Here is a 12456-nt window from a genome sequence, read left to right as displayed (position 1 = left end):
GGGGCAGGCCTGCCCCCTCGGTCCTCAGTGGTCCGTGAACGTCCCGTGGCGGCCGGCCCCCGCGGCGAAGCGGGCCGCGCCCTCGGAGGCCTCGGTCAGCGAGTGCAGGCCGTGGCCCAACTCGACCGCCATCGCGTCCTGTTCGGACAGGCCGCCCTGTTCGAGCACGGAGAGCCGGTCGCCGCGCAGGCAGGTCTGCGGAAACGCGGCGATCTCCGCGGCGAGCCGCTCGGCCGCCGCCCGCGAGGTGCCGGTGGGCACGGTGCGGTTGACCAGGCCCATGCCGAGGGCCTCCGCCGCGTCCACGGGGCGGCCCGTGAGGATCAGGTCGAGGGCGCGGCCCTCACCGATCAGCCGGGGCAGCCGCACGGTCCCGCCGTCGATGAGCGGGACGCCCCAGCGGCGGCAGAACACACCGAGGACGGCGTCCTCCTCGGCGATCCGCAGGTCGCACCAGAGGGCGAGTTCGAGTCCGCCCGCGACGGCGTGCCCGGAGATCGCCGCGATCACGGGCTTGGACAGCCGCATCCGGGTGGGGCCCATGGGGCCGTCGCCGTCCTCGGTGACCTCGTTGCCGTCCGGGGTGCCGATGGCCTTGAGGTCCGCGCCCGCGCAGAAGGTGCCGCCCTCGCCCCACAGGACGGCGACGGCGGCGTCCGGGTCGGCGTCGAAGTCGCGGAAGGCGTCCGCGAGGGCGCGGGCGGTGGGCCCGTCGACGGCGTTCCGCGCGGCGGGGCGGGAGAGGACGACGGTGGTGACGGCACCTGCGCGTTCGCTGCGTACGGGCATGGGGTCAGCCGACCACGGGAACGGGCGCCGGACAAGGGGCGGTCCGGGTCCCCGGATCACCCCTCACGACGACGGAGCGCCCCGCCCCCGGTGAGGGACAGGGCGCCGCGGTCGGCCCTGAGGAGACGCGTCAGGCCTTGCGGGCCCGCGTCGCCTTCGCGCCGGTCGCCTTCTTGGCGGCGGCCTTCTTGGCGGGAGCCGCCTTCTTCGTGGTGGCCGCCTTCTTGGCCGCGGTCTTGGCCGGGGCCTTCTTGGCGGCGGTGTCCGCCGTGACCGTGGCCGTCTTCTTCGTGGCCGTGGCGCTCGCCGCGACCGCCTTCTTGGCGGTCTTCTTCGCCGGGGCCTTCTTGGCCGGCTTGCGGCTCTGCGAGGGCAGCGCGTCACTGATCCGGTCGGCCGCGATGATGTCCCGCAGGAACTTGCCGGTGTGGCTGGCCGGTACGCCGGCGACCTCCTCGGGGGTGCCCTCGGCGATGACCAGGCCGCCGCCGCTGCCTCCCTCGGGGCCCATGTCGACGACCCAGTCCGCGGTCTTGATGACGTCGAGGTTGTGCTCGATGACGATGACCGTGTTGCCCTTGTCGACCAGGCCGGAGAGGACCGTGATCAGCTTGCTGATGTCCTCGAAGTGCAGACCGGTGGTCGGCTCGTCCAGGACGTAGACGGTCCGGCCCGTCGAGCGCTTCTGGAGCTCGCTGGCGAGCTTCACGCGCTGGGCCTCGCCTCCGGAGAGGGTGGGCGCGGACTGCCCGAGGCGCACGTACCCGAGACCCACGTCGTTGAGCGTCTTCAGGTGACGGGCGATGGCGGGCACGGCCTCGAAGAAGCCGAGCGCCTCCTCGATCGGCATGTCGAGCACCTCGGCGATGGACTTGCCCTTGTAGTGCACGTCCAGCGTCTCGCGGTTGTAGCGCGCGCCGTGGCAGACCTCGCACGGGACGTACACGTCCGGGAGGAAGTTCATCTCGATCTTGATGGTGCCGTCGCCGGAGCAGTTCTCGCAGCGACCGCCCTTGACGTTGAAGGAGAAGCGTCCGGGGAGATAGCCCCGCACCTTCGCCTCCGTCGTCTCCGCGAAGAGCTTGCGGACGTGGTCGAAGACTCCGGTGTACGTCGCCGGGTTCGAGCGCGGGGTGCGGCCGATGGGCGACTGGTCGACGTGCACGACCTTGTCGACCAGTTCGTCGCCGTCCACGCGCGTGTGGCGGCCGGGGACGCTCCTCGCGCCGTTCAGCTCCCGGGCCAGGTGCGTGTACAGGATGTCGTTGACCAGCGTCGACTTGCCGGAGCCCGAGACGCCCGTGACGGCCGTGAGGACGCCGAGCGGGAAGGAGACGTCGATGTCCTGGAGGTTGTTCTCACGGGCGCCGTGCACCGTGAGCTGCCGGGACGGGTCGGCGGGGCGGCGCACGTCCGGGACCGGGATGCTCTTGCGGCCCGACAGATAGGCGCCCGTCATGGACTCCTTGTTGCCGAGCAGCTCCTTCAGGGAGCCGCTGTGCACGACCTTGCCGCCGTGCTCGCCCGCACCGGGGCCGATGTCCACGACCCAGTCGGCGACCTTGATCGTGTCCTCGTCGTGCTCGACGACGATCAGGGTGTTGCCCATGTCGCGCAGACGCACGAGGGTCTCGATGAGACGGTGGTTGTCGCGCTGGTGGAGACCGATGGACGGCTCGTCCAGGACGTAGAGCACGCCGACCAGGCCGGAGCCGATCTGGGTGGCCAGGCGGATGCGCTGGGCCTCGCCTCCGGAGAGGGTGCCCGCGGCGCGGTTCAGCGACAGGTAGTCCAGGCCGACGTCGACGAGGAAGCGCAGCCGTTCGTTGACCTCCTTGAGGACCCGCTCGGCGATCTTCTTGTCGCGGGCGCCCAGCTTCAGCTCGGCGAGGAAGTCCGCGCAGTCGCTGATGGACATCGCCGAGACCTCGGCGATGGACTTCCCCATGACGGTGACGGCCAGGACGATCGGCTTGAGGCGCGTGCCCTCACAGGTGGGGCAGGGCACCTCGCGCATGTAGCCCTCGAAGCGCTCGCGGCTGGCGTCGCTCTCGGCCTCGCTGTGGCGGCGCTTGACGAAGGGGACGGCCCCTTCGAAGGCGGTGGTGTAGACCCGCTCGCGGCCGTACCTGTTGCGGTAGCGGACCTCGATCTGCGTCTTGTGGCCGTACAGCAGGGCCTTCTTGGCGCGCTGCGGGAGCCCGGCCCAGGGCATGTCGGTGGAGAAGCCGAGGGCGTCGGCGAGGGCTCCGACGAGCCGGCCGAAGTAGTCCTTCGTATGACCGTGCGACCAGGGGTGGATGGCGCCCTCGTCGAGCGACTTGTCCTCGTCCGGGACGATCAGCTCCGGGTCGACCTCCATGCGCGTGCCGATGCCGGTGCAGTCCGGGCAGGCGCCGAAGGGCGAGTTGAAGGAGAAGGAGCGGGGCTCCAGCTCCTCGAAGGACAGGTCGTCGTACGGGCAGTAGAGGTGCTCGGAGTACATCCGCTCGCGCTCGGGGTCGTCCTCGGGGAGGTCGACGAAGTCGAGCACGACCATGCCTCCGGAGAGGCCGAGGGCCGTCTCCACGGAGTCGGTCAGGCGGCGCTTGGCGGAGTCCTTCACCGTGAGGCGGTCGACGACCACCTCGATGGTGTGCTTCTCCTGCTTCTTGAGCGTGGGCGGCTCGGAGAGCTGGATGGTCGCGCCGTCGACCCGCGCGCGGGAGTATCCCTTGGTCTGGAGGTCCGCGAAGAGGTCGACGAACTCGCCCTTGCGCTCGCGCACCAGCGGCGACAGGACCTGGAAGCGGCTGCCCTCGGGCAGCTCCAGGACCTTGTCGACGATGGCCTGCGGCGACTGCCGGGAGATGGGCCGGTGGCACTCGGGGCAGTGCGGCTTGCCGATGCGCGCGAAGAGCAGACGCAGGTAGTCGTACACCTCGGTGATGGTGCCGACCGTCGAGCGAGGGTTGCGCGAGGTGGACTTCTGGTCGATGGAGACCGCCGGGGAGAGCCCCTCGATGAAGTCGACGTCGGGCTTGTCCATCTGGCCCAAGAACTGCCGGGCGTACGAGGACAGCGACTCGACGTACCGCCGCTGGCCCTCGGCGAAGATCGTGTCGAACGCGAGCGAGGACTTGCCCGACCCGGAGAGTCCGGTGAACACGATGAGGGAGTCACGCGGGAGGTCGAGCGAGACGTTCTTGAGATTGTGCTCGCGCGCGCCACGGACGATGAGACGGTCGGCCACGCCGGTCCGCACCTTTCTTGAGAGTGGTGACAGGGGCAAGACCCCCGTCGTTCACAGACTAGGGCGAGCCACTGACAACGCCGGGCCGCTTCGCTGGTTCACGACGGACCCGGACCATCAAGCATGCCCGACGCCGCCGTCGACCATATAGCACGTGCATTCGATTTGCGGGGCTGCCCCGACACCTTCACCCGAACGTGTGCCGCGACTATCGTCGGGCGCATGATTGATCATGTGCGCGACCTGGCGTCTGTACGTGACGCGACCGACCGGCTGCTCACCGCGGTCACGAAACTGAACAACGATTCGATCGCTGAACCGTCACGGCTTCCGGGCTGGACCCGCGGCCATGTCCTCGCCCACGTCGCGCGGAACGCCGACGCCCTCGTGAACGTGCTGGCGGGCCGCCCGATGTACGCGAGCGCCGAGACGCGGGACGCGGACATCGAGCGGGACGCGCCGCGGGCGCTGGCGGCGCAGCTGGCGGACGTGCGGGAGAGCGCGGGGCGCTTCGAGGCGCAGGCCGCCGTCCCTGCCGACTGGTCCCGCACGATCACGATGCGCAACGGGGTCACCGACTCCGCGTCGCGGGTGCCGTTCCGGCGCTGGCTCGAGGTCGATCTGCACCACGTCGACCTCGGCATCGGCTACGAGCTGGAGGACCTGTCCGAGGAGTTCACGCAGCGCGAGATCAACTTCCTCGCCGACCGGTTCCGTGACGCCCCGGGCCTGCCCGCGGTGGCGATCCGGCAGGACGACGGCCGGACCCTGTTCACGGGTGCCGTGCAGGGCTTCACCGAGGAGCAGGTCAGGAGCGGCGCGGAGCCCGCCTGGGACATCACCGTCAGCGGCCGGCAGGCCGACCTCCTCGGCTGGCTCGCCGGCCGCCGGGACGGCTCCGCGCTGACGGCCGAAGGGGGCCTCCTGCCCGCCCTGCCCCCGCTATAGGCTGACGTACATGACGTACAGCGGAGCGGTGAAGGTCGGCGGGCCCGCGGATGTGCACGAGCTGCCGGACCTGATGATTTCGAAGGTCGCGGTCGGGCCGATGGACAACAACGCCTACCTGCTGCGGTGCCGGGCCACCGGCGAGCAGCTGCTGATCGACGCGGCGAACGACGCCGAGACGCTGCTGACGCTGATCGGTGACGACGGCATCGCGTCCGTCGTCACCACGCATCGGCACGGCGACCACTGGCAGGCGCTCGCCGCCGTCGTCGGCGCGACCCGCGCGCGGACGTACGCGGGCCGTGAGGACGCCGAGGGCATCCCCGTGCCGACGGACGTCCTGGTGGACGACGGCGACACCGTCCGGGTCGGCCGGGTCGAGCTCACGGCCCGCCACCTGGTGGGCCACACGCCGGGCTCGATCGCGCTGGTCTACGACGACCCGCACGGCCACCCGCACGTGTTCACGGGCGACTGCCTCTTCCCGGGCGGCGTCGGCAACACGTGGAAGGACCCGAAGGCCTTCGCGAGCCTCATCGACGACGTCGAGACGAAGATCTTCGGGACGCTGCCGGACGAGACGTGGGTCTATCCCGGCCACGGCAACGACACGACGCTCGGCACCGAGCGCCCGCACCTGGGCGAGTGGCGCGCGCGGGGCTGGTGAACGGAAGGGGTACGCGGGACCGGAGGGGCACGCGGGACCGGTGAGCCGGTGCGGGGCGCGTCAGGCGCCCGCGGCGACCAGCGCCGCCACCCGCTCCACCGCGAACGCGTACCCCTGCACGCCGCACCCCGCGATGACGCCGTCGGCGCGCTGCGAGACGTAGCTGTGGTGCCGGAACGCCTCGCGCTGGTGGATGTTGGAGATGTGCACCTCCAACACCGGCAGCCCGTCACAGGTGTTGAGCGCGTCCAGGATCGCGACGGACGTGTGGGAGTAGGCGGCGGGGTTGATGACGATGCCCGCGTGGTGCTCGCGCGCCTCGTGGATCCAGTCGACCAACTCGCCCTCGTGATTGCTCTGTCGCAGGTCCACGGTCCCGCCGTGCGCGGCCGCGGCCTTGGCGCACAGGGCCTCGACGTCGGCGAGGGTATCGGTGCCGTAGATCTCGGGCTGACGGAGGCCGAGGAGGTTCAGGTTCGGGCCGTTCAGGATCATGATCGGGGCGGTGGCGAGGCTGCGGGTCATAAGGGAGGTCTATCACGCCTCCCGCGCGCGGGAGGCGGCGCGAACCGGGTGCGGGAGCCCGCACACGTCGGGAGCCCGCACACGTCAGGGGCGCTCTCCGCGGGGCTTACGTCAGCCGCGCTCTCCGCGGGGCTTAAGTCAGGTGCGCTCTCCGTAGGGCCCCGCCTACGCTCCCGGCATGACCGTCGAACCCGTGTACCCGCCGAAGCCGTCCCCGGGCGACCGTGTCGCCGTGCTCTCGCCCTCCAGCGGCCTGCCGGAACTCTTCCCGCTCCCCTACGAGCTGGGCCTGAGGCGGCTGCGTGAGGACTTCGGCCTCGAACCCGTCGAGTACCCCACGACCCGGAAGATGGGCACCACGGCGCGGGAGCGGGCCGACGACATCCACGCGGCGTTCGCCGATCCGACCGTCAAGGCCGTCATCGCGAGCATCGGCGGCGACGACCAGATCACCGTGCTCCCGCACCTGGACCGGGAGTTGATCCGCGCGAACCCGAAGCCGTTCTTCGGCTGGAGCGACAACACCAACCTGCTCGCGTACCTGTGGCAGTGCGGAATCGTCGCCTACCACGGGGCGAGCGTCATGTGCGAGCTGGGCCGCCCCGGGGCGATGGCGGAGCAGACGGCGGACTCGCTGCGCGCCGCGCTCTTCACCTCGGGGCCCTACGAACTGCGCCCGGCCGAGCGCTTCCGCGACGTCGACCTGCCCTGGGACGACCCCGCCACGCTCACCGCGGAGCCGCCCACCGAGCCGGCGGGCGGCTGGCTCTGGCACGGCCCCGAGCGGGTTGTGGAGGGGCGCTCCTGGGGCGGCAACGTGGAGATCCTCTCCTGGCTCCTGATGGCGGACCGGGAGATCGAGCGCGACCCGTCCGCGTACGACGGGTGCGTGCTGTTTTTGGAGACCTCCGAGGAACTGCCCAGTGCCGACGAGGTGTTCCGCATCCTGCGCGGCATGGGCGAGCGCGGACTGCTGGGCCGCTTCCCCGCCCTCCTGATGGGCCGCGCCAAATCCTGGTCCTTCACCCGCCCGTTGGAGGGGGACGCGAAGGCCGCGTACGGGCGCGAGCAGCGGGAGGCCGTGCTGCGCGCGCTCGGCACGTACGCCCCGGAGGCCATGGCGGTCTTCGACGTGGACCTCGGGCACACCGACCCCCAGCTGGTCATCCCCTACGGCGGCACGGTGCGGGTCGACGGACCGGCGCGGCGCATCACGGTCACGTACTGACGAGGAACGATCACTCTCGAACACCCAGAGTGACGGGCAATTACTCTGGGTATCTTATCCGGCATGCGCACTTCTGCACCCCCGCCGCCCGGACCGCCGCCTCCGCCACCGTCGTTGCCGCGCCTCGCCGCCGCCTCCCTCGCCGGAACCGCCATCGAGTTCTACGACTTCTTCATCTACGGGACGGCGGCGGCGCTGGTCCTGGGGCCGCTGTTCTTCCCGACGTTCTCTCCGCTGGCGGGCACGCTCGCCGCCTTCGCGACCTTCGGCGTGGGGTTCGTGGCGCGCCCCCTCGGCTCGGTCGTCTTCGGGCACATCGGGGACCGGCACGGACGGCGGCCGGTGCTCATCGCGTCGCTGCTCCTCACCGGCCTCGCGACGGTCGCCGTCGGCTGCGTACCGACGTACGAGTCCCTCGGGATCGCCGCTCCCCTGCTGCTCCTCGTGCTGCGCTTCCTGCAGGGGCTCGGACTCGGCGGCGAGTGGGGCGGGGCAGTGCTGCTGACCGCGGAGCACGCGCCGGCCGAGCGGCGCGCGCTGTGGGCGAGCTTTCCACAGATCGGGCCCGCGGTCGGCTTCCTGCTGGCCAACGGCATCATGCTGGCCCTGTCCGCGCTGCTGACCGACGCGCAGTTCGCGGCCTGGGGGTGGCGGGTGCCGTTCTGGGCGGCGGGGGTGCTCGCGACGGCCGGGCTCGCGCTGCGCACCTCGCTGGCGGAGAGCCCGGACTTCCTGCGCCTGCGCGAGCACGCGCGCGTGCCGCTCGCCGAAGTGGTGCGCGAACACTGGCGACTGGTGCTCCTGACGGCGGGGGCGCTCGCGGTCGGGTACGCGGTGTTCTACGCCGTGACGACCTGGTCCCTCGCCTACGGCGTGGAGCGGCTCGGAGTGAGCCGCACCGTGATGTTGGCCTGCATCATGGCGGCGGTGGTGGTGAAGGGCGCCCTGACACCGCTGGTGGCCCTGCTCGGCGACCGGTACGGACGGCGGCCGCTGTGCCTGCTGGGGTGCACCGCCTGCGCGCTGTGGATGTTCCCGATGATCGCGCTGCTCTCGACCGGGCAGCCGCTGCTGATGTTCTGCGGGTTCCTGGTGGCGATGCTCGCCTTCATCACGATGTTCGCGGTGATCGCCGCGTATCTGCCGGAGCTGTACGCGCCGCGGGTGCGCTGCACCGGCGCCGCGGTCGGCTACAACCTCGGCGGGGTCCTCGGGGGCGCGCTCACCCCGATCGTGGCGACCGCGGTGGCGCGGGGAGAGGGGACGCCGTGGGGTGTGGCCGCGTACCTGTCGGGCGTCGCGCTGCTCAGCCTGGGGTGCTTCGCGCTGCTCCCGGAGACACGGCCGGTCACGGCCGCCGACCCGGCGGCCGTGACGGGGTGACCTCCGGGGCGCTGGGAAGTCGCCGCTACGGGGTGATCGCGAGTTCCAGGAACGCCGCGAAGAGCACCAGGTGGACGCCGCCCTGCAGCGGTGTCGCGCGCCCCGGCACGACCGTGAGCGTTCCGACGATGACGGTCAGCGCGAGCAGCACCATGTGGGTGGAGCTGAGGCCGAGCACCAGCGGTCCCGACAGCCACACGGAGGCGACCGCGACGGCCGGGATGGTCAGGCCGATGCTCGCCATCGCGGAGCCGAGCGCGAGGTTCAGGCTGGTCTGCACCCGGTCGCGGCGGGCGGCGCGGGCGGCCGCGATCGTCTCGGGGAGCAGCACGAGGAGCGCGATGATCACGCCGACCACGGCGTGCGGCAGCCCGGCGCTCTCCACGCCCGACTCGATCGTCGGGGAGACGCCCTTGGCCAGGCCGACGACGCCGATCAGCGCCAGCGCGAGCAGCACCAGGCTGGTCAGCGCCGCCCGGGAGGAGGGGCCCTCGGCGTGGCTGTCGGCGTCGATGGGCTCGCCCTGCTTGGTGACCGGCAGGAAGTAGTCGCGGTGCCGCACGGTCTGGGTGGTCACGAAGATGCCGTACAGGATGAGCGAGGCGACCGCGGCGAAGGTGAGCTGGGCCGTGGTGAACTCCGGGCCCGGTTTGGTGGTGGTGAACGTCGGCAGGACCAGACAGAGCGTGGCCAGGGTCGCGACGGTCGCGAGGGCGGCGCCGGTGCCCTCGGGGTTGAAGATGGCGACGCGGTGGCGCAGGGCGCCCACCAGGAGGCAGAGCCCCACGATGCCGTTGCAGGTGATCATCACGGCGGCGAAGACGGTGTCGCGCGCGAGCGTGGAACTCTTGTCGCCGCCGTCGGCCATGAGGGTGACGATCAGCGCCACCTCGATGATGGTCACCGCGACCGCGAGGACGAGTGAGCCGAAGGGTTCGCCGACGCGGTGCGCGATCACCTCGGCGTGGTGGACGGCGGCGAGCACCGCGCCCGCCAGGACCAGCGTCACCAGGGCGACGAGCGGGCCCGGCAGATCGCGCCCCCAGGTGAGGGCGAGGAGCACCACCGCGAGAATCGGCACCACGGCTGTCCACTGCATGCCGAGCGCCCGGAGCCGAGTGATCATGACTCGATGCTGCCCCGGGCGCTCGGGTACCGCGACTTGGTGCGAGGTCCTCCGTGCCGCCCGCCCGGCGGCACGGAGGGGGGAAGGTCAGGCCTCGACGCTGTCCTTCGAGGCCTCGCCCGAGTCCGCGTCCTCGGCGGCGTCCTTCGCCGCCTGCTTCTTGGAGGCGATGAGGCTGGTGATCGTGGTGATCACCAGGACACCGCAGATCACGGAGAGCGAGAACGGGATCGAGATCTCCGGGACGCTCACCCCGTTCTCGTGCAGCGCGTGGAGCACGAGCTTCACGCCGATGAAGCCGAGGATCACCGACAGGCCGTAGCTGAGGTGGACCAGCTTCTTGAGCAGTCCGCCGATCAGGAAGTACAGCTGTCGCAGACCCATGAGGGCGAAGGCGTTGGCGGTGAAGACGATGTACGGGTCCTGGGTGAGGCCGAAGATCGCCGGGATGGAGTCCATCGCGAAGAGCACGTCGGTGGTGCCGATGGCGAGCATGACGACCATGAGCGGGGTCATGATCTTCTTGCCGTTCCGCTGGACGAAGAGCTTGGTGCCCTCGTACCGGTCGGAGACGCCGAACTTCTTCTCGATGGACTTCAGGAGGCGGTTCTCCTCCCAGTCCTCTTCCTCCTCGTCGGCACGCGCCTCCTGGATGAGCTTCCAGGCGGTGTAGATCAGGAACGCGCCGAAGATGTAGAAGACCCAGGAGAAGTTGGCGATCACGGCGGCGCCGGCGGCGATGAAGATCGCGCGCAGGACCAGGGCGATCAGCACACCGAAGAGCAGCACACGCTGCTGGAGGTGGCTGGGCACCGAGAACTTCGCCATGATCAGGATGAAGACGAAGAGGTTGTCGACGGAGAGCGACTTCTCGGTGATGAAGCCGGCGAAGAACTCGCCGGACGCCTGGCTCTCGCCCGCGACCAGCAGGCCGATGCCGAAGAGCACCGCGAGGATGATCCAGACGATCGTCCAGATACCGGCTTCCTTGATCGACACGTCATGGGGCTTGCGCCCGATGAAGAAGTCGACCGCGATCAGGGCACACAGACCGAGAACGGTCGCCACCCACATGGTCATAGAAACGTCCACTGCGCCTCCGGCTTCGTACGGCTATTGATCAGCGTCGTCGCTGCCGGAGGTCTCTTCCACCCGAGGCGCGTGCGCCAGGTCGGGCCGACGCCCCGGGACCGATGGCGGTCCGTATTGACGGGTACGTCGCAGCCGGGAGTACTCCCCTCCGCGTACAGCAGCCTACGCGAAACACCAAGGATTGGTAAAGGCGCTGGCAAACAAGAGCCAAAAGACCAGGTCAGGAGAGTACAAAGTCGCTTTACCGTCAAGCGCCGAGGGCCCGGCGGAGCCGCCGGGCCGTCGCGGACGGGCCCCGGCCCTCGGGGGGACGGTCAGCGGCCGCCGTTGCGCCGGGCCGTCGCGACGTGCTCCAGGACGTCGTGCAGGACCTGGCTGCCGAGCGGGAAGGCCGGCGGGTCGTACGTCCACGCGTGACCGACCCAGGGGTCGGCGAGGTGGTCGTCGGGCACCGGCGTCAGGCGCAGGAGCGCGCGCCACAGGGGGTCGAGCAGCGGGCCGTACTCCGCGGCGTCCTCACGGTCGGCGACCATCATGAGGTGCACGCCGACGGCCGGGCCCTCGTCCGCGAGGTAGCGCAGCTGGGTGACGGCGCGGTCGTCGAAGCCGTGCGGGAAGTCGTTGACGATCAGGAGCTGCTGGGCCATGTCCACGTCCGGCGGCAGCGCGTCGGACGCGCCGCCGCGGAGGGCCATCTGCACCAGGTCCACGCGCTGCGTGAGCCTGGCGAGGACCGTGGCGACCCCGGCCGCGCCGGTGGCCGGCGGTTCGGCGAGGACGCCGGCCGTCACGAGCGGTGCGAGCGGGCCCGCGGCGGCGCCCGCCGCGTCGATGACGTGCACCTGGAACTCACCCGCCGGATAGGCCGCGAGCAGCCGCGCCGCGTGCGCGACCGCGGTGTCCATGGCGAGCCGGCGCAGCTCGGCGGAGTCGATGAAGGAGTTGGTGAGGGCCTTGCCGCTGTCGATCCACAGGCCGCGCTCCAGGGGCAGCCGGACGAGCATCGGGATCCGCAGGTCGGTGCGCTCGGGGAGGTGGAGGTCGCCGAGGCGCAGCGCCATGGGGATCTCCATGGGCGCGCGGTAGCCCTGCCAGACGGGGCTGCTCCACGCGGCGTAGGCCGGGGGCAGGGCGGGCTCGACGACCTCGGCCTCGGCGGCGAGCTGGCCGAGGTCGCGGTCGAGGGCGGCCCTGGCCTGGCCGACGAGGTCGGCGTGCTTGGCGCGGGCCTGCTCGCGCGCGGCGTCGCCGGTGTTCCCGATGCGGCTGCGCGGGTCGGACAGGACCTTGTCGAGCTCCTGCTCCATGCGGGAGTCGGCGAAGTCGACGGCGCTCCGGTACGCCGCCGTGGTGCGGGCCAGGTCCTCGAACATGCCCCACACCTGGTTGTAGAGCCGCTCCTCCATGGACCAGCCGGTGGCGTCGCCCGCGACGGGCTGGGCGGGCTGCCCCGGGCGGGCCGGGGG

The 12456-nt window shown here is 71.2% G+C and carries 9 protein-coding genes and 1 pseudogene; 4 read left to right on the top strand and 6 right to left on the bottom strand.

Annotated features, from left to right (window positions below; genetic code table 11):
• Nucleotides 1-24: 24 nt before the first annotated feature.
• Both AOK22_RS23970 and uvrA read right to left on the bottom strand, forming a co-directional pair.
• A complete protein-coding gene (locus AOK22_RS23970) occupies nt 25-789 on the bottom strand; it encodes a crotonase/enoyl-CoA hydratase family protein (protein ID WP_055700780.1) in 765 nt (254 codons plus the stop codon).
• A 130-nt stretch (nt 790-919) separates the two neighbouring features.
• Nucleotides 920-4021, bottom strand: a complete 3102-nt coding sequence (gene uvrA, locus AOK22_RS23965) for an excinuclease ABC subunit UvrA (RefSeq protein ID WP_055700779.1) — start codon at nt 4019-4021, stop codon at nt 920-922.
• Nucleotides 4022-4243: 222 nt separating this feature from the next.
• Between uvrA and AOK22_RS23960 the strand changes: the two genes are divergently transcribed.
• Both AOK22_RS23960 and AOK22_RS23955 read left to right on the top strand, forming a co-directional pair.
• Nucleotides 4244-4969, top strand: a complete 726-nt coding sequence (locus AOK22_RS23960; protein WP_055700778.1) for a maleylpyruvate isomerase family mycothiol-dependent enzyme — start codon at nt 4244-4246, stop codon at nt 4967-4969.
• 10 nt (nt 4970-4979) lie between these two features.
• Entirely contained in the window at nt 4980-5636 is a 657-nt protein-coding gene (locus AOK22_RS23955) for an MBL fold metallo-hydrolase (RefSeq protein ID WP_055700777.1), read from the top strand.
• A gap of 60 nt (nt 5637-5696) precedes the next feature.
• Here the strand turns inward: AOK22_RS23955 and aroQ are convergent, their stop codons facing one another.
• Nucleotides 5697-6161 (bottom strand): type II 3-dehydroquinate dehydratase, encoded by a 465-nt coding sequence (gene aroQ, locus AOK22_RS23950; protein ID WP_055700776.1) that lies wholly within the window; start codon nt 6159-6161, stop codon nt 5697-5699.
• A 178-nt stretch (nt 6162-6339) separates the two neighbouring features.
• Between aroQ and AOK22_RS23945 the strand changes: the two genes are divergently transcribed.
• Both AOK22_RS23945 and AOK22_RS23940 read left to right on the top strand, forming a co-directional pair.
• Complete coding sequence (locus tag AOK22_RS23945; protein ID WP_055700775.1) at nt 6340-7389, top strand: S66 family peptidase; 1050 nt, start codon at nt 6340-6342, stop codon at nt 7387-7389.
• 63 nt (nt 7390-7452) lie between these two features.
• Nucleotides 7453-8772: an MFS transporter gene (locus AOK22_RS23940; protein ID WP_425264055.1), complete on the top strand. Its 1320-nt coding sequence runs from the start codon at nt 7453-7455 to the stop codon at nt 8770-8772.
• Nucleotides 8773-8797: 25 nt separating this feature from the next.
• Here the strand turns inward: AOK22_RS23940 and AOK22_RS23935 are convergent, their stop codons facing one another.
• The 3 genes and pseudogenes from AOK22_RS23935 to AOK22_RS23925 all read right to left on the bottom strand — a co-directional run.
• On the bottom strand, nt 8798-9898 hold the full coding sequence (locus AOK22_RS23935) for a calcium:cation antiporter (RefSeq protein WP_055700773.1): 1101 nt from the start codon (nt 9896-9898) through the stop codon (nt 8798-8800).
• Between the two features lie 87 nt (nt 9899-9985).
• Nucleotides 9986-10990, bottom strand: coding sequence for a TerC family protein (locus AOK22_RS23930; RefSeq protein ID WP_055700772.1), 1005 nt, complete (start codon nt 10988-10990; stop codon nt 9986-9988).
• 314 nt (nt 10991-11304) lie between these two features.
• Nucleotides 11305-12456, bottom strand: a pseudogene (locus tag AOK22_RS23925) (TerD family protein); the annotation flags it as partial.

Source organism: Streptomyces silaceus, assembly GCF_001419745.1.
GTDB lineage: Bacteria > Actinomycetota > Actinomycetes > Streptomycetales > Streptomycetaceae > Streptomyces > Streptomyces silaceus.
The sequence above is the reverse complement of the archived record's forward strand: the minus strand, read 5'-3'. Positions and strand labels throughout refer to the sequence as shown.